We start from the raw sequence: 16,997 nt of genomic DNA on the forward strand, positions 1-16,997 counted from the left end.
TCTATTTCTGCGTATGGCCTGAAACGGTTGCGGCATCGCTTTGTTGAGCTATGGCGCACCTCGCTCCAATTCAAGGTTCTCGGATCTATCTTGGCGGCATCGCTGGTAGTCATGATGATCTTGGCCTTTGTGTTGGTCAGTTTTGTCACCCAGCGGTTAATCAACACCAAGTTGGACATCGCAAACTCGGAGATCGACCGTGCACGCGTGTCCGTGGAGCAACAAATCAAGGCCACCGGTTCCTCCAGTAGCGTGCAGGTTCGTCTCAACTCTGCCCGTGCTGCGCTGGCCAATAAGGTGGCGTCAGCAGAGGATCAGGCGGTCTATGAACCAGTCATCCTGGTCAACAATCCTGATGGGACTGTCATCGCTTCCCCAGAGGGCTACCGCATCCCAGAGCGGCTTCGGAGCTTTGTGGATCAACGGCAGGTTTCCTATCAATTTGCCACCATTGACCGCGCGAACGGCACAACCTACAAGGCCCTCATCATCGGGACCCCCACAAATTCCGATATTCCTAACACTCAAGTCTATTTAGTGCTGTCCATGGAATCTGACGAGGCAACCCTGGCGCTCTTGCGCGGTTTGTTCTCTGGTGCGGCCATTGTCTTGGTGGTGCTGCTCGTGGGCATCACCTGGCTGCTTACTCAGCAGGTGATCACACCGGTGCGTTCTGCCAGCCGTATTGCGGAGCGTTTTAGCTCAGGCCACTTACGCGAGCGCATGGTAGTTGACGGGGAAGACGAGATGGCGCGTCTGGCGATGAGCTTTAACTCCATGGCCGAGTCGCTGTCCAAACAAATCGCGCAGCTGGAAGAGTACGGAAATCTACAACGCCAGTTCACCTCCGATGTCTCCCACGAGCTAAGAACCCCGCTTACCACGGTTCGCATGGCCGCAGACATGATTGCAGACGGTTCCGACGACCTCTCACCTGGTGCGAAGCGCGCCTCTGAGCTCATGGTGCGAGAGCTCGATCGCTTTGAGGCGCTATTGGCGGACCTCCTAGAGATTTCGCGTCACGACGCAGGCGTTGCAGACCTCGCAGAAAGCAACCTTGATATTCGCGCGTGCATTAACGCGGCGTGGCAGCAGGTCGAACATCTTGCGCAAGAGCTGGGCATCGAGGTGCGTTTCGACATCCCCGCCGAGCCAGTAAACCTGGTGGGAGATTCACGCAGAATAGAAAGAGTATTGCGTAATCTTCTGGCTAATGCCGTTGACCATGCGGATGGAAAGCCTGTCGACGTTCACTGCGCCGTTACCGAAGACGCCGTAGCCGTGGCTGTTGTAGACCATGGTGTGGGGCTTAAGCCTGGTCAAGAAGAGCTGGTGTTTAATCGGTTCTGGCGTGCCGATCCATCCCGAGTCCGTCATTCTGGCGGTACGGGGCTGGGATTGGCGATTTCCCGTGAAGATGCGGTCTTGCACGGCGGTACGTTAACAGCAGCAGGCGTGCCGGGGCAGGGCACCATGTTTTTGCTTACTCTGCCGCTCACCCCACGTTCCGATATCACGACTGCCCCCATCGAACTTGCAGCTCCGGGCTCTTTAACACCCGAAGAATCGGAAACACCCGGTGACGTTGAAACACCCGCAAGAGAAGAGATAGCGGAAGAACCTCTGCGCCAGGATGTGCAGCAAGGCGAAGACACCGAGGAAAGGCTGGGGAAATAGTATGGCTAGAGTGGTTCGCTTAGGGCTATCGGTCGGGTTCGTCGGTGCTCTGGTGAGCGCTTGTACAACTCTGCCCAGTAGCTCGGATCCTCAGGCCCTCCGAGGTTTTGACGTGAGCACTTCTACTGAGCAGCAGGCACCAGTTGCAGGGCAAGAACCTGACTTGCTGCTGCGCGATTTCTACGAGGCGAGCACGAACCCCTCCCAGCGTTATAAACATGCACGAGGATATCTCACCGGTGCTGCTTCTGAGCGGTGGTCTCCCAGTACAAGCGTATTGGTGCTGGACGGGATCGATATTAATTCCTCTGCGAGCAGTTCAGCGTCACGCCGAGTATTTGACGTGCGGGGCAACATTGTGGGTTCGCTTGAAGAAGGGGGATCGTATGTTTCTAAAAACGAGAGTTACAGCACCACTATCACTTTGGAAAGGGTTAATTCTGAGTGGCGGATAGCTGAGCTGCCCGACCAGATTGTGGTGCAGCGCAATGAGTTGTGGAACCACTATGACCCAAAGCAGCTGTATTTCTTTGATACCAGCGGATCGACGTTGGTATCGGATCGACGTTGGGTGTTCAAGGATTCGAGTGCATCGCGCAACAGCGTGGAGAGCGCGCTGCTTACCTTGATGATCGGAGGGCCTTCGCGCAATCTCACCCCTGGCGTAGTCAATGAGGTGCCTTCCGGTGCATCTTTTGCGGGATTGAGTAATGGCTTTTATCAATTCACTGGTATGTCCGGCTTGGGGCAAGATGAGATACGGAGACTCTCTGCGCAATTTGTGTGGACGCTTGCGCTTTCGGGGTCTGCAGGGCCATTCAAATTTGCCTTTGATGGGGTTCCGCTTAAATCTGAACGCCGAGATAGTGAAGAACTCACCGTGGATGACTTCGCGGAATATAACCCACAAGCAGGAGCATCCGTGTCCACGGAGACCTACGCGTTGACTAATGGCAGCTTGCGTAGTGTCGTAGGAGGCCAAGCAGCACCAGTGGCTGGTTCTTATGGGACGGTGCATGATATTGAGTCGGTGGCGATCTCAAGCAAAGATAAGGTCACTGCAGCAGTTCGCGCCGTGGGGAGTGGCGACACGAAAAAATCTAGTTTGCTGCTGGGAACCGTGGGAGGAAATTATTCCGAAGTTTTGTCGGCCAAGACGATGACTAAACCGACATTCGAACCAGGAGCGTCATCCTTGTGGACGGTGCAAGATGGACGCAAGATTATTCGTCTTGCGCGTTCTTCCTCTGGCGGGGACATCGTGGAAACGGAAGTATCCATGGATGGGCTTGAGGAATCCGCAAGCGGTATATCCATGCTGCAACTCTCGCGCAGTGGCGTGCGTGCTGCGATGATTATCGGAGGCCGTGTATATATCGGCATCGTGTCGCGCCCCAACGCCGGAGAGCGCAAGATCACCAATATCCATGAGGTCATGCCAGCGATCCAAGACACGGCAGTGTCTCTTGATTGGGAGAGCAATGGCTCTTTGATCGTGGGGACGTCGAGTTCTGAGGCTCCAGTGTGGGTCATCGCACAGGATGGTTCTATCGCGACCAAACTTTCTGCTGGAAATATTGTTGCGCCTGTGGTCTCGGTCGCCTCGAATTCTTCTACTCGATACATCACTGATGCCCGCGTGGCCCTAGAACTCCCTAACTCTGATTCCGCTACGGTGTATTGGCGCGAGGTCCAAGGACTAGAAGGCGGGCGTTCCGTTATCGTGGTGCCGCGTTAAAAAGCGCTAGGGGGGGGATATGATGTGGGAATTTCTTTTTCCACAGGCATGTGTGGGGTGCGGAAAACCCGGAATACGGATGTGCGGAAAGTGCACAGGCGAATGGTCGCGTGCTCCGCAACGGGTTACTACGCTGACTGACCCACACGTACCTGTGTGGTCTCTGGGTGAGTTCGGCGGAGTACGACGCCGAACGATCATCAATCTCAAGGAACGAGGGCGCACAGACGCAGTGCGTTACCTTGGTCCGGTGGTCGCCGCAGCAGTCGAGCATCTTAAGGCTTTAGGGGAGGTGGAGGAAGACATCGTGTTGCTTCCTGCGCCGACTCGTATGCGTTCTGCACAACAACGTGGCGGTGATCCGGTTGAGCTTATCTGTCGGGCCAGCGGTCTACGTACTGAACGCGTCTTATGGCACCGTCCGTCCGTGGCTGATTCTGTGGGATTAGATGTTTCTCAGCGTAGGAGAAATCTTTCTGGAAACATTTTTCTGACCAGGATCCCCTCGTCTGCGGTGCTTATTGTTGACGATGTGATCACAACGGGAGCTACCCTTGCAGAGTCGGTGGCTGTTTTAACCAGCGGAAACGTAAAAATTAGGGGAGCCTTGGGGCTATCGAATGTGTAGTAGGACAAAACCGGTGGCAAAATGGTTATGACCAGATGTACTCTGGTTCTTGGAAGTTGAAACCCGCCGATATAAGGGAAAGCTGAGTAATCCCACTCATCAAAAACCGGGCGGCTGATACAGGAAGGTACGTGATTATGACCACGCCTGCTGGAAACAACGAGACTCTGAGCCCTGACGTCCAGGTTTCGATCACTGGCCGCAATGTTGAAGTTCCGGAGCACTTCGCGGAACGTGTTAATGCCAAACTCGCCAAGATAGCTCGTCTTGATCCAACACTCACCTTCTTCCACGTCGAGCTGCAGCACGAGCCTAACCCACGTCGCTCTGAGCAGTCTGACCGTATTCAGATCACAGCTACCGGCAAGGGACATATTGCTCGGGCTGAGGCTAAGGAAGATAGCTTCTATGCCGCGCTGGAGACAGCACTGGCTCGTATGGAACGTTCTCTGCGTAAGGTGAAGGCTCGTCGCTCCATTTCCCTGTCGGGGCACCGTGCGCCTAAGGGAGCCGGAGAGACTGCTGCTGAACTGGTGCAGGAAGCGGAGACGGCTCGCGCTGACTCCCAATACGATCATGATCCGTATGCAGATTCAGTAGAAGAAGTGTTGCCGGGTCGAGTTGTTCGTCACAAGGAACACCCATCCACCCCGATGAGCGTCGACGATGCTCTTTCTGAGATGGAGCTTGTGGGCCATGACTTCTACATGTTTGTTAATGAGGAGACGGGTCGCCCATCGGTTGTCTATCGTCGTCACGCATTTGACTACGGCCTTATCTCCTTGGCAAAAGAGAGCTAAACCTTAGCTTTCCCTGTGGAAACGAGATAATGCAGAACCCGGATTTCCTCTAACAAAGGTGATCCGGGTTCTTTAATTTGTTTCGCCTGTGATTACAATGGCGAAGTTACAGCTATAAACCACATATTTAAAACATTTCTAAGGACTTAGTGCACGTGTTTGGACTTTCCAAGATGCTCCGCGTTGGCGAGGGGCGCGCTGTTAAGCGGCTGAAGAAAATCGCTGAAGATGTTATCGATCTCGAGTCTCAGTTTTCTGAGCTTTCCGACGACGAGCTCAAGGCAAAGACTAAAGAGTTCCAGGACCGAATCGCGGCAGGTGAAACTGTCGACGACCTCCTGCTAGAGGCATTCGCTGTTGCGCGCGAGGCGTCGTGGCGTGTTCTGGGGCAGAAGCACTATTTAGTTCAGATTATGGGCGGTGCAGCACTGCACTTTGGCAACGTCGCCGAGATGCGTACTGGTGAGGGCAAGACTCTTACCTGTGTGCTCCCCGCGTACCTCAACGCCTTGGAGGGCAAAGGCGTTCACGTTGTTACCGTGAACGATTACTTGGCCAAGCGTGACGCTGAGTGGATGGGTCGCGTGCACCGGTGGCTAGGCCTTGAGGTCGGCGTCATCCTGGCCAATATGCAGCCTACTGAGCGTCGTGAGGCTTATAACGCAGACATTACGTACGGTACGAATAACGAGTTGGGCTTCGATTACCTTCGTGACAACATGGTGCGTTCGCTCGACGAGTTGGTACAGCGTGGGCATCATTATGCGATTGTGGACGAGGTCGACTCCATCCTCATCGATGAGGCTCGTACCCCCCTCATTATTTCCGGCCCAGTCGATGGCTCTTCGCAGTGGTACAGCGTCTTTGCTCAGATCACTCCGCGCCTGACTCGTGACATTCACTTTGAGGTGGATGAGCGTAAGCGCACCGTGGGCATTAAGGAAGAAGGCGTGGCGTATGTCGAGGACCAATTGGGAATCGACAACCTTTACGCTCCTGAGCACTCGCAGCTGGTGAGCTACCTCAACAACGCCATTAAGGCACAAGAGCTATTTACCCGCGACAAGGACTATATTGTTCGCAACGGCGAGGTCCTCATCGTGGACGACTTCACCGGTCGTGTCTTGGATGGTCGCCGCTATAACGAGGGCATGCACCAAGCCATTGAGGCCAAAGAGAACGTGGAGATCAAAAACGAGAACCAGACTCTGGCTACGATCACCCTGCAGAATTACTTCCGCCTGTATGAGAAGCTCGCGGGAATGACGGGTACCGCGGAGACGGAAGCCTCTGAGCTGCACCAGATTTACAAGCTGGACGTCATCCCGATTCCGACTAACCGGGATAATCAGCGTGAAGACATGACAGACCTGGTCTATAAGACTCAGGAAGCTAAGTTTGCTGCCGTTGTGGATGACATCGCAGAGCGCGTTGCCAAGGGCCAGCCAGTGCTCGTGGGTACCACGTCTGTGGAGCGCTCGGAGTACCTCTCCAAGCTGCTGCAGCGCCGTGGTGTGCGACACAGCGTGCTCAACGCTAAGTTCCATGAGCAGGAAGCTCAGATCGTGGCGCAAGCCGGATTGCCAGGCGCTGTCACGGTTGCTACCAACATGGCCGGCCGCGGAACGGACATCGTGCTGGGTGGTAACCCAGACATCATCGCGGACATCAATCTGCGTGAGCGTGGACTCGATCCTGTGGAGACACCGGAGGAGTACGAGGCCGCATGGGATGAAGAGCTGGCCAAGGTGAAAAACCGCGGTGAGAAGCTGGCTGAAGAAGTACGCGACGCTGGCGGTCTGTATGTCCTAGGCACTGAGCGCCACGAGTCTCGTCGTATTGACAACCAGTTGCGCGGACGTGCTGGCCGTCAGGGCGACCCAGGGACCACCCGTTTCTACCTGTCGATGCGCGATGAACTGATGGTTCGCTTTGTCGGGCAGTCCATGGAAAACATGATGAATCGTCTCAACGTTCCAGACGATGTGCCCATTGAGGCAAAGATGGTCACCAACTCCATCAAGGGTGCTCAGGCTTCCGTGGAGAACCAGAACTTTGAGATGCGTAAGAACGTCTTGAAGTACGACGAGGTGATGAACGAGCAGCGCAAGGTTATCTACAGCGAGCGTCGTGAGATTCTTGAGTCCGCAGACATTGCTGACAACATCCAAAGAATGATCGATGACACTATTGGTGCTTATGTCGACGGCGCAACCGCACAAGGCTACGTCGAAGACTGGGACCTTGACGCGCTCTGGAACGCACTTGAGTCCCTTTATGGTCCTTCCATGCAGGCACAGGAGCTTATCGACGGCACCGAGTACGGCGCAGCGGGCGAACTGTCCGAGGCGGACTTGCGCGCTGCCGTCCTTGAGGATGCACACAAGCAGTACGCCGAGCTGGAAGAAAACGTTTCTGCCATCGGTGGAGAGTCCCAGATGCGCAACATCGAACGCATGGTGATTCTCCCCGTTATCGACCAGAAGTGGCGCGAGCACCTTTATGAGATGGACTACCTCAAAGAGGGCATCGGCTTGCGCGCTATGGCGCAGCGCGATCCTTTGGTGGAGTATCAAAAAGAAGGTGGCGATATGTTCAACGCCATGAAGGATGGAATCAAAGAGGAAACCGTGCGCCAGCTCTTCTTGCTGCGCAAGCAGTTCCAGGCGCCAGCCGTAGATGAGACCGTAGAGGCTTAAACAGCGCTACGCTCTAGATAACCCGCAGGCTTCGCATTCGCAGCCTGCGGGTTGTTGCGTCGAGAGGCACAAACTGGGCGAGGTAGCCGATGTGTTGGTTGTCTATGTTGGCGGAGCCGAGGGCGTCGATAAGCTGCCCGCGTGGGCGCAGATGAAGCGCTTCCAAGACGATGCGCCCGCGTACGGCTGGCATTGAGCGGCGGCGAGCGGTGATGAGACGGTGTACTTGATCGTCGAATTGTTCGTGACACAGCGGGGTGATGGAACGGATGCCAAAGGCAGCGTTCAACGCCATAAAGATCAGGGACTTGGATTCTTTGTGCACGTAATCGGGCAGCTGCGGGCGTTTACGATCCGTTGGTGCGTAGGAAAACTCGCGGGGATGTTGGGATGAATCCACTGTGAAGGTTTTGAGGTAGCTGAGTCCAGGAATCGGGACAAGCATGTAGGCTTTCCTTAAGAGAACACGATTCCAAGGCAGGCTCTGTGTGTTTTGCAGCCAAAAAAGACACGTGGGCGTGCGTTCTCTTTGACTAATGTGAAACAATAGCCAAGGTCAATTCTTTTTTCCAGAAATAATTACGTGAGGTGTAGGCAAGCTGTGCGCGGCTTAATCGTCGATTATGTAGGTGTCCTTGATGGGCCGGTAGAAGACCAGCGACGCTGGCGCAATCTCTTATCCGCTGCGCGGGCGAATGGGATCGGCACTGCGGTGCTGTCGAATGATCCGGGCGGCCCTGGTGCAGACCCTATTCGTGTTCTTCAGACACAAGGAATCGTCGATGCCGTCATTCTCAGCGGTGAGATCGGCGCAGAGAAACCTGAAGAGGCTGCGTTCCAGGCTGCTGCTGATGCAATTGGTTTGCCTATGCGTGACTGTGTGATGGTTGATGATTCGATTCTGAACGTCCGCGCAGCCGTAGAGTGCGGCCTTGTGGGAGTCTTTTACCAGCAATTTGATCGCACCGTCGTTGAGCTTTCGGGGTTGTTTGGCCTAAGCGGTGACTTCTGATGCGCGTCTATGTTCCTGCGACTTTCTCCATCCTCAAAGAATTGAGCGAACAAGGGGAAATCTCTGCGCGATCGGGGTACGGATTTGCGGTGACTCCTGCGCTTCGGGAATTTTATACGTCGGGCGATGAGGACGAGATAGCACATTCGGCGTTCGAGGATGCTGCCTTGGCTTCGATCAGGTTGCTCGCGGTCGGGGACGAGGAGAAATTCCCGCACCGTAGGGTCGTGATTTCTGCAGATATTGCGGATGAGAATGTCTCCTTGGAACCGGAGATGGGGGAGTCCGTGGTCAAGCTGTCTCCGTCCGCCGTGTCTTTGGATTCGGTAGCTGCAATCCACGTTGACGTTCAATCGTCTGAGGACGCCACCGCTAAGGCCATTGAGGTCATTGATGAGGCTGATTTGGGCGTAGAGGATGCTGAATTGATCGTTGGGGACGCGCTGGATAATTTCCTTGCGTGGTATGACCCCAGTGAGTTGGGCGCTCTGATTGAGCTGCTCTAGCCTCTGAGAAAACCGTGTTATATCGGAGAATATAGCGGGTTTTAGTTTTCAACCGTTGCGTTGGTCCTTGAAAGGGCTGTGCGCAACGGTTTTTTATTTTTCCCTGGAATAGTGGACAACAAACCTACGGATACGTAAGCTACTGCAAAGTAACTTTTACTAGGGAAACAATTTGAGGTTTATCCATGGCACGTGACCGCCTAGCATCTCTTCGGGGAGTGCTCAAAAGATTCACCACACCGCTTTTACCCGATGACTACTCCGTCCTGGTTAACCCGTTATGGAGCACCCGCGAACTACGTGGGCAAATACAGGAGGTGCGTCGTGATCGTGACGTTGTTCACCTCTCAATTATTCCGGGATGGGGAGTGGAAACAGATTTCCACGCAGGCCAATACATTGGGATTGGAGTAGAAATTGATGGTCGCTTTGTATGGCGAAGCTACTCTTTGACCAACGCTCCCGACCCACAAGCGCGCATGTTGAAAATCACTGTTCGCGCAGTGGAAAAAGGAAAGCTTTCCACCCATTTGGTGGGTTCCGTGCGTCCGGGTACGACAATCCGGATGCTTGCTCCAGCTGGGGATTTTCATCTGAGTGAACCGGTTCCCAGCAAGATTGCTTTCTTGGCCGCCGGGACTGGAATCACCCCGATTATCTCTATGGTGCGCACGATGGCTGAGCGCAAACAGTTAGAGCGGTGTCATACAGTTTTGGTGTATTGCGTCCACGACACCGATCATCTGCTCTTTGATCAGGAGCTCACGCGACTAGAACAAGAAAATCCACAACTTCAGGTCATCCGCCGTATTACAGCTCGCGAGGGGCGGCTTACTCCGCAGGATTATGAGCACGTTATACCCGATATCACGGCACGCGCGATCTTTGCTTGCGGTCCTTCGCGCATGCTTGACGACGCCCACGCGTGGGCAGAAGAACACGGCGTCACCATCACCTCAGAGAGGTTTACTATCGACCGCGCCAGTGACGCGCAGGGAGGGGTGATCACATTTGGGGATCGTGGAAATACTCACGCAGATGGCGCGACAACCCTTTTGGAAGCTGGCGAAAAATCGGGGGTTAACCTTCCGTTCGGATGCCGCATGGGGGTGTGCCATACCTGCGTCAGGCCGTTGCTCGAGGGGCATGCTCACAACTTAGTTACAGGGGAAACCCATGAGCCAGGAAGTCGCGTACGAACATGCGTATGTGTGGCGGCTGGCGATCTCACCATAGGCGTATAAAGGAGTTTTTGCACAATGGCAATTGATAACATTCAGGCGTACTCGCATCTCAGCGACGACGATATAGCGGACATCGGAAAGCGTCTCGACGCAATCAAACTAGAGGTCACTGAATCTTTAGGGGAACGAGACGTCGCTTATATTAGAAGGCTTATTAGGGTACAGCGAGCGCTGGAAGTTGCCGGCCGCATAAGCCTTATGTTTGCCGGCAATAAGAAGTGTTGGTGGGCCGGAACCGCTTTTCTTAGCACCGCAAAGATTCTGGAAAACCTAGAGATAGGGCACAACGTCTTGCATGGACAGTGGGACTGGATGAATGATCCAGAGATCCACTCGACGACATGGGAATGGGACATTGTGTGTCCTTCTTCGCAGTGGATGCACTCGCACAATTACGTTCATCACACCTACACCAACGTGTTAGGAATGGACCATGACGTGGGCTACGGCGTTCTTCGTGTTACGCGTGACCGACAGTGGACACCACTGCATGCCTTCCAGCCGGTGATCAACCCTGTGCTTGCCACGCTGTTCCAATGGGCCGTGGGATACTACGATGTTGAACTTGGAAAGTTCTTTTCCAAGCGGACCGACTGGGATGAAACCAAAGGAAAGTTCTGGGAGACCACCTCTAAAGCTGCCCGGCAAGTATCACGAGACTATCTCTTATACCCAGCACTAGCAGGTCGGAATTATCCACGCGCCGTAGCCGCCAATGCGCTAGCCAACTTCACCAGATCAGTGTGGGCGTATGCTGTGATTTTCTGCGGACATTTTCCGGATGAGACTGAAACATTTACCAAGGAACAATTCAAAAACGAAGACCGCAATCAGTGGTATTTACGCCAAATGCTAGGGTCGGCCAACTTCCGCGGCGGAAAGCTCTTGACTCTCATGTCAGGCAATCTGAATTATCAGATCGAGCACCATCTCTTTCCTGATATGCCATCAAACCGGCTAGCGGAGGTGGGGAAGAAAGTTCGTGCGATCTGTGAAGAATACGATCTTCCTTACAATATCGACTCTTTCCCCGTGCAATTGTTCAAAGTGCAAAAGACTTTGCTCAAGCTTGCCCTCCCCAATAAATATTTGGTGGCCAGCCCCGACAACGCCCCAGAAGTGAGGTCAAACAGAGCATTTACGGACAATCCTCGTATCGAGGGGCAACTAGGAGTGGACAGCTCCGGCAAGCGTGTGGGGCTGAAAACTGGTCTGCAGCTGCTCAAACGGATTCGTCCTGGTGTCCGCGATGTCATACGGGCGTACTCCGGCAGGCCCACACGAAAATAGAAGAAACCACTAATCCCATTCGGTGTTGGTGCGCAGCGAAGCTAAGAGCTTGCGCACCGCGATTACTCGCCGACCCGTGGGAGAATCTGCGTCAAACTGATCGAGCGCACATTCGGGGTCTGCAGGAGGGCCTGCATGAGTGCATCCGCGCGGGCAGCTCTCAGCGGCTGCGGACAGATCTTCAAAAACCCCGACGACTGCGTCTGCGTCGACATGCGCGAGGCCGAAGGATCGGATACCGGGGGTGTCTACGATCCAGCCGCCGTCGGGAAGTCGCAAAGCTACTGCCTGAGTTGATGTGTGGCGACCTTTCCCTACTCCTGATACGCTGCCCGTTTCGCGGAAAGCATCGGGGACGAGTCGATTAACTAGCGTTGATTTGCCCACACCGGAGTGCCCGATGGTTGCGGTGACGGATTGGGTAACAAGCTCGTGAACTGGCGCGATCGGGTCGTCGATACCGCAGACGACCACCGGGACATTCAAAGAGCTGAATTCTTCCGCGAACTCGGTGGGGTCTGCAAGATCAGACTTGGTCAAACAGAGAATCGGTTGAAGGTTGCCCACAAAAGCAGCGACGAGCGCTCGCTCAACAAACCCCGCGCGCGGTGGGGGATCGGCGACAGCACACACTATGAGCAAGCGGTGTGCATTAGCGACGACGATTCTCTCATAAGGGTCAGTGTCGTCTGCCGTGCGCCTCAGAACGCTGGTGCGTTCTTCCAGCTTAACAATCCGCGCGAGTGAACCAGCACGGCCAGAGGTATCGCCGACAACTCCTACACGGTCACCCACCTCCACAGCAGTGCGCCCCATTTCGCGGGCTCGCATACACACAATGGGCTCTGCTGTGGGATCCGCGGAGTCCAGCACCACGCCCCATCTTCCTCGGTCTTTAGTCACGACCATGCCAAAAAGGGCATCGTCATGGCTCGGCCGGTCCTTAGTCCTAGGGCGAGACCCTTTACCCGGCCTGACTCGTACATCGGATTCATCCCAGCGATGCCTTGATGACTTTCGCGCCATTAGCTACTCACCATCTCAGACCACATAGTGTCAAAATCGGGCAGTGTCTTTGCCGTTGTTGCGATGTTTTCTACTTGTATGTCTGGCACCACGAGCCCGATGATTGCTCCTGCAGTGGCCATGCGATGGTCCGCATACGAGTGCCAGGTTCCACCATGGAGAGGGCGAGGAGTGATGCGGAGGCCGTCGGCAAGCTCTTCGCAATGTCCGCCGATACGGTTGATCTCATCTGATAGCGCTTTGAGTCGGTCAGTTTCATGGCCTCGAAGGTGTGCGATACCTCTGAGCTCAGAAGGCGTTGCAGCTAAAGCGGCAAGCGCTGCGACCGTGGGGGTGAGTTCGCCGATATCTGCCATATCGAGGCAGACCCCGTGAAGCGCACCGGAGGGACCTATGACCTGAAGGGCTGGTATGCCCCCATGGGTGGTGAAGGACACCTCGCAGCCCATGTGGCTCAGGATGGAGCGGATTGCGTCCCCTGCCTGGGTGGTTTGCTGAGGCCACCCAGGAACGGTGACAGTGCCGCCCGTGACTGCTGCTGCGGCGAGGAAGGGGGTGGCGTTGGAGAGATCTGGCTCGATATGCCAGGTACGACCAGAGATACGTCCTGGATGAACCGTCCACTGATTGCCCACGGAGTCGTCGACCTGCACGCCTGCGCTTCTTAGCATGTCCACGGTCATCTCAATGTGCGGGGTGCTGGGAAGTGCGTCGCCTATGTGCCGGACGGTGAGGCCATCGCGATAACAAGGTGCGGCGAGGAGGAGCCCAGAGACGAACTGCGAAGAACTAGAGGCGTCGATGTCGACGACACCCCCACGCGGTGCCCCCGTGGAAGAGACAGTAAAGGGGAGCGAGTCTCCTCGGACATCCACACCGATTCCACGCAGTGCATCTAGTATTTGGTTCATGGGGCGCGTACGCGCTTGGGGGTCACCATCGAATTCCACGGTGCCTTGAGCAAGTGCGGCTAAGGGCGGAACAAAGCGCATGACGGTTCCCGCGAGGCCGCAGTCGACAGCACCGCCGTGAAGGGGAACTGGGGTGACACTAAACGATGAGGGGGCGTCGACACGCACATCTGTGCCCAAAGCTGTCAGTGCCTGGGTCATTAAATCAGTATCCCGGCTGCGTAATGCGCCTTTTATCTGTGAAGGTGAGTCTGCGAGGGCTGCCAACACGAGGGCACGGTTGGTCATCGACTTAGAACCTGGGACTGTTACCACTGCCGATACCGGGCCCGTAACAGTCGGAGCATCCCACAAAACACACATTCCACCATCATAAGGCCATAATGAGGTATATGTGCGGTCGATTCGTATTGTGTACCACCGATGAACAGCTTTTGCAGGTGCCTGGCTTTAGCGTGGTGCACGCTCCCATGGGTTTGCCGGCACCCAGATACAACATCGCTCCGACCCAAAAGATCGCGATCCTAAGAACTGGAGACGCGCCGGGGGAGGCCGTAATAGAGCCTGCGCGCTGGGGGTTACTTCCGAGCTGGAAACAGGATGATTCTGGGACTCCGCTTTTTAACGCTCGCGCAGAAACAGTGGCAGAGAAACCGAGCTTTCGTGCTGCTTTTGCTTCTCGACGCTGCCTTATACCCCTGGATGGCTATTACGAGTGGCATAACAAACAGCCCTATTGGATCACTACCGGATCAGTCGTATGGGCAGCCGGACTCTGGGACACCGGAGCCCAACAACTATCGGCCACGATGCTTACTACGGACTCACTCCCGCCGTTAGACCGCGTGCATCATCGAATGCCGCGCTTCTTGGCTGCGGATGAACTCATGGTGTGGCTACAGGGCAGTCCGGGCCAAGCGGCTCGTTTGTTGTCTCCTGGTGATGCCGGAGCTTTTTCTCTCAGCCCTGCGGATAAGGCAGTGGGGAACATAAGAAACGATTATCCGGAACTAATTGGCTTGAACGTCGACAAGTTGCCCATCGACGAGTGACGCGAGCGACTCTGCGCTGAGCTCTACGTCCATGCCGCGTCGTCCTGCAGACACAAAGATCGTGTCAAAGAGGATTGCGGTTTCATCGATAACGGTAGGCAGCGCTGTTTTTTGTCCTATGGGGGAGATACCGCCGGGGATATATCCGGACGATTTTGAGGCCTCATGAGGATCTGCCATCGTTGCTTTGGACGCACCAAGAGCCGCAGCAACCTTTTTTAGACTTAATTGGGAGGTAACAGGAACACACGCCACCGCTAACTGACGCTTGGGACCTTTCCCCGCGGTGAGATCAACAACCAGTGTTTTAAAGATGCGTTCAGGTTCCACCCCCAGAGCCGCTGCTGCATGATCCCCAAAATGATCGGTCCCGCCTTCAAAACTGGAGACCTTATAGTCCACGCCGGATGAAGCCAGCACTGCCAGCGCGGGTGTTGCTGCCGAATGCTTCTTCTTACTCACGGGGTACCTCCTACTAGACTTGATAGTGTCCAATTCTAAGGAGATCAGTGGCAACGAAAACAACTGAGCTAGAGAAGCGCTTTGAAGCTGAGGCCCTTCCGCTCCTCGATCAGCTCTATGGTGGTGCGCTGCGGATGACACGGAATCCCGCAGATGCCGAAGACTTGGTGCAAGAGACCTATATCAAGGCCTTTCAAGCGTTTGCTTCTTTTAAAGAGGGAACCAACCTCAAGGCATGGCTCTATCGAATCATGACGAACACCTATATCAACTCCTACCGCAAAAAGAAACGCCAGCCGGTGCAATCCTCCGCGGAAGATGTGACTGACTATCAGCTCCTAGCTACTGCTTCACACGATTCCACGGGGTTGGAATCCGCTGAAGTGGAGGCACTGAAAAACCTTCCTAACCAGCGTATTGCGCAAGCGATGAATGAATTAAGCGAAGACTACCGGATGGTGGTCTATTACGCGGATGTGGAAGGACTCGCCTATAAGGAGATCGCTGACATTATGGAGACTCCCCTCGGCACAGTGATGAGCCGATTGCATCGGGGAAGAAAACAACTCAGAGAAGCGTTGAAAGACGTGGCACGTGACCACGGAATTGGCGTGAGCGAAACTGCGTCTGTGAATGAAGACTCGGCTGCTTCTCACAGCTCTGGAACCATGGATACAGCAGCGGAGAATCATAAAGTTGGAAAGGCGAAGGCATAATGTCGGAAAAAGACTCGCATGATTGCGGCTGTAACTGTGAGGATCTGCATGTGCACATGTATGCGCTTTTAGATCGGGAACTTACTGAGGTCGAATGCGCACGGCTTAATGCCCATATTGCCCAATGCCCAGGATGTGCCGAAATGATTGCGGCGGAAGAAAGCCTAAGGCGACTGTTAAAGAAGTGCTGTTGTGGGCCAGCGCCCGCGAGTTTGCGAGAGAAAATTTCCTATTCCATTCAGGTTGAGCGGACTACGATCATTACTCAACGCGAGCTTTAGTTGTGTTTCGACCACAAGCAAAGGGCGCTCACCTTAAGGTGAGCGCCCTTGACTAGTAATAGACCGTGACTTTAAGAGTTGGGTCGTTTACCGTGGTTTGCTTTGTTCTTACGGCGATCCTTGCGCTTACGTCCACGCTTGCTCATGTGGTGCTCCTTCGCTAGCTAATTGTGAATAACAGAAGACCACTTTAGTAGGTGGCCGTAGGTCTCAGGAAATCGATAGATTAGAGAGAGATACGAGCGCGTCCGCGTCCGCGGTTTTTACGGCGCTTGAGAGCGCGACGCTCATCTTCACTCATGCCGCCCCAGACACCAGCGTCTTGACCGGTTTCTAGTGCCCATGCGAGGCATTGTGAGGTGACAGGACAACGGTTGCACACAACCTTAGCTGCTGCTACCTGAGCTAGCGCTGGGCCGGAATTGCCCACGGGGAAGAAGAGCTCGGGGTCTTCGTCGCGACAAATGGCTTCGTGGCGCCAATCCATGGTGATCTCCTAACGTGCTACAAGTGTAAGAACAACGGGGGCGCGCAAAGAAAACCCACCATAAAACTGGCGGTAAAAATAGGGACACGTCTTTTATGCAAGCCATAGGGGGTGTGGCTGCTCGAGTATCAGTGGGGACGTGTGGTTCCTTCGCGGTAGCCCGAAGTATTGGCGAATGCATTGTTTGCTCGCCTGAGGTACCTGCAAATAATGACATGTCCGCTCACGCTTGGCTAGGGGTAAGGGCAAAATATGTGTAGGATCACACTTTAATATTGGTTGTGGATGTGTCTCACTCTTGAGGTTTTGCAACTTTGCAGACGGTTGCCACTCTTCTCACCTGGTGTTTTTATAGTTTGTGCGGGAGTGTGTGGGGAGGCTTCGCGTCAAATTGGGGTGGTTGACAGGTATTAGAGGAGGGTTGGCGAAAGCTGGGTGAGGGCTAAATGCAATGCTTTGCATGGGAAA

The 16,997-nt window shown here is 54.7% G+C and carries 18 protein-coding genes; 12 read left to right on the forward strand and 6 right to left on the reverse strand.

Annotated elements, in window-relative coordinates:
- Positions 1-27 precede the first annotated feature (27 nt).
- The 5 genes from mtrB to secA all read left to right on the forward strand — a co-directional run bounded on the left by mtrB (position 28) and on the right by secA (position 7,542).
- Entirely contained in the window at positions 28-1,677 is a 1,650-nt protein-coding gene (gene mtrB / locus CKV68_RS09445; RefSeq protein WP_197697114.1) for an MtrAB system histidine kinase MtrB, read from the forward strand.
- Between the two features lies 1 nt (position 1,678).
- The gene (gene lpqB, locus CKV68_RS09450; RefSeq protein ID WP_095076087.1) at positions 1,679-3,415 is read left to right on the forward strand and encodes an MtrAB system accessory lipoprotein LpqB; all 1,737 of its coding nucleotides are present in this window, start codon (positions 1,679-1,681) and stop codon (positions 3,413-3,415) included.
- Between the two features lie 19 nt (positions 3,416-3,434).
- Positions 3,435-4,043 carry a ComF family protein gene (locus CKV68_RS09455; protein WP_013910956.1) on the forward strand — a complete coding sequence of 203 codons (609 nt, stop codon included), beginning with the start codon at positions 3,435-3,437 and terminating at the stop codon, positions 4,041-4,043.
- A gap of 137 nt (positions 4,044-4,180) precedes the next feature.
- The gene (gene hpf / locus CKV68_RS09460) at positions 4,181-4,843 is read left to right on the forward strand and encodes a ribosome hibernation-promoting factor, HPF/YfiA family (RefSeq protein ID WP_014525433.1); all 663 of its coding nucleotides are present in this window, start codon (positions 4,181-4,183) and stop codon (positions 4,841-4,843) included.
- A gap of 155 nt (positions 4,844-4,998) precedes the next feature.
- Positions 4,999-7,542: a preprotein translocase subunit SecA gene (gene secA, locus CKV68_RS09465; RefSeq protein ID WP_042891423.1), complete on the forward strand. Its 2,544-nt coding sequence runs from the start codon at positions 4,999-5,001 to the stop codon at positions 7,540-7,542.
- Positions 7,543-7,555: 13 nt separating this feature from the next.
- Here the strand turns inward: secA and CKV68_RS09470 are convergent, their stop codons facing one another.
- Complete coding sequence (locus CKV68_RS09470; protein ID WP_013910959.1) at positions 7,556-7,987, reverse strand: hypothetical protein; 432 nt, start codon at positions 7,985-7,987, stop codon at positions 7,556-7,558.
- 156 nt (positions 7,988-8,143) lie between these two features.
- Here CKV68_RS09470 and CKV68_RS09475 point away from each other — a divergent pair, with 156 nt between their 5' ends.
- The 4 genes from CKV68_RS09475 to CKV68_RS09490 all read left to right on the forward strand — a co-directional run bounded on the left by CKV68_RS09475 (position 8,144) and on the right by CKV68_RS09490 (position 11,594).
- Positions 8,144-8,554, forward strand: a complete 411-nt coding sequence (locus CKV68_RS09475; protein WP_013241381.1) for an HAD-IA family hydrolase — start codon at positions 8,144-8,146, stop codon at positions 8,552-8,554.
- Positions 8,554-9,060: a DUF6912 family protein gene (locus CKV68_RS09480; RefSeq protein WP_095076088.1), complete on the forward strand. Its 507-nt coding sequence runs from the start codon at positions 8,554-8,556 to the stop codon at positions 9,058-9,060. The genes CKV68_RS09475 and CKV68_RS09480 overlap by 1 nt, the downstream gene beginning before the upstream one ends.
- A gap of 185 nt (positions 9,061-9,245) precedes the next feature.
- Complete coding sequence (locus tag CKV68_RS09485; protein ID WP_013910961.1) at positions 9,246-10,304, forward strand: ferredoxin reductase; 1,059 nt, start codon at positions 9,246-9,248, stop codon at positions 10,302-10,304.
- A 15-nt stretch (positions 10,305-10,319) separates the two neighbouring features.
- Positions 10,320-11,594 carry a fatty acid desaturase family protein gene (locus CKV68_RS09490; protein ID WP_095076089.1) on the forward strand — a complete coding sequence of 425 codons (1,275 nt, stop codon included), beginning with the start codon at positions 10,320-10,322 and terminating at the stop codon, positions 11,592-11,594.
- Positions 11,595-11,603: 9 nt separating this feature from the next.
- Here CKV68_RS09490 and rsgA read toward each other — a convergent pair whose 3' ends face one another.
- Entirely contained in the window at positions 11,604-12,620 is a 1,017-nt protein-coding gene (rsgA, locus tag CKV68_RS09495) for a ribosome small subunit-dependent GTPase A (protein WP_013910963.1), read from the reverse strand.
- Positions 12,620-13,894, reverse strand: coding sequence for a 3-phosphoshikimate 1-carboxyvinyltransferase (gene aroA / locus CKV68_RS09500; RefSeq protein WP_095076090.1), 1,275 nt, complete (start codon positions 13,892-13,894; stop codon positions 12,620-12,622). Before aroA ends, rsgA begins: the two co-directional genes overlap by 1 nt.
- A 20-nt stretch (positions 13,895-13,914) precedes the next feature.
- Between aroA and CKV68_RS09505 the strand changes: the two genes are divergently transcribed.
- The gene (locus CKV68_RS09505; RefSeq protein WP_095076091.1) at positions 13,915-14,583 is read left to right on the forward strand and encodes an SOS response-associated peptidase; all 669 of its coding nucleotides are present in this window, start codon (positions 13,915-13,917) and stop codon (positions 14,581-14,583) included.
- Here the strand turns inward: CKV68_RS09505 and ybaK are convergent.
- Complete coding sequence (ybaK, locus tag CKV68_RS09510) at positions 14,542-15,045, reverse strand: Cys-tRNA(Pro) deacylase (protein WP_041479118.1); 504 nt, start codon at positions 15,043-15,045, stop codon at positions 14,542-14,544. The two genes, CKV68_RS09505 and ybaK, sit on opposite strands and share 42 nt — an antisense overlap.
- Before the next feature lie 47 nt (positions 15,046-15,092).
- Between ybaK and CKV68_RS09515 the strand changes: the two genes are divergently transcribed.
- Both CKV68_RS09515 and rsrA read left to right on the forward strand, forming a co-directional pair.
- Positions 15,093-15,761, forward strand: coding sequence for a sigma-70 family RNA polymerase sigma factor (locus CKV68_RS09515; protein WP_095076092.1), 669 nt, complete (start codon positions 15,093-15,095; stop codon positions 15,759-15,761).
- Positions 15,761-16,042, forward strand: a complete 282-nt coding sequence (rsrA, locus tag CKV68_RS09520) for a mycothiol system anti-sigma-R factor (protein ID WP_013910968.1) — start codon at positions 15,761-15,763, stop codon at positions 16,040-16,042. Before CKV68_RS09515 ends, rsrA begins: the two co-directional genes overlap by 1 nt.
- A 71-nt stretch (positions 16,043-16,113) precedes the next feature.
- Here the strand turns inward: rsrA and CKV68_RS11520 are convergent, their stop codons facing one another.
- Together CKV68_RS11520 and CKV68_RS09530 are read right to left on the reverse strand one after the other, a co-directional pair.
- Complete coding sequence (locus tag CKV68_RS11520; protein WP_014300525.1) at positions 16,114-16,188, reverse strand: 50S ribosomal protein bL37; 75 nt, start codon at positions 16,186-16,188, stop codon at positions 16,114-16,116.
- A gap of 80 nt (positions 16,189-16,268) precedes the next feature.
- Positions 16,269-16,529, reverse strand: a complete 261-nt coding sequence (locus tag CKV68_RS09530) for a WhiB family transcriptional regulator (protein WP_013241391.1) — start codon at positions 16,527-16,529, stop codon at positions 16,269-16,271.
- Between the last annotated feature and the right edge of the window lie 468 nt (positions 16,530-16,997).

It is taken from the genome of Corynebacterium ulcerans (assembly GCF_900187135.1).
GTDB classification, from domain to species: Bacteria; Actinomycetota; Actinomycetes; order Mycobacteriales; family Mycobacteriaceae; genus Corynebacterium; species Corynebacterium ulcerans.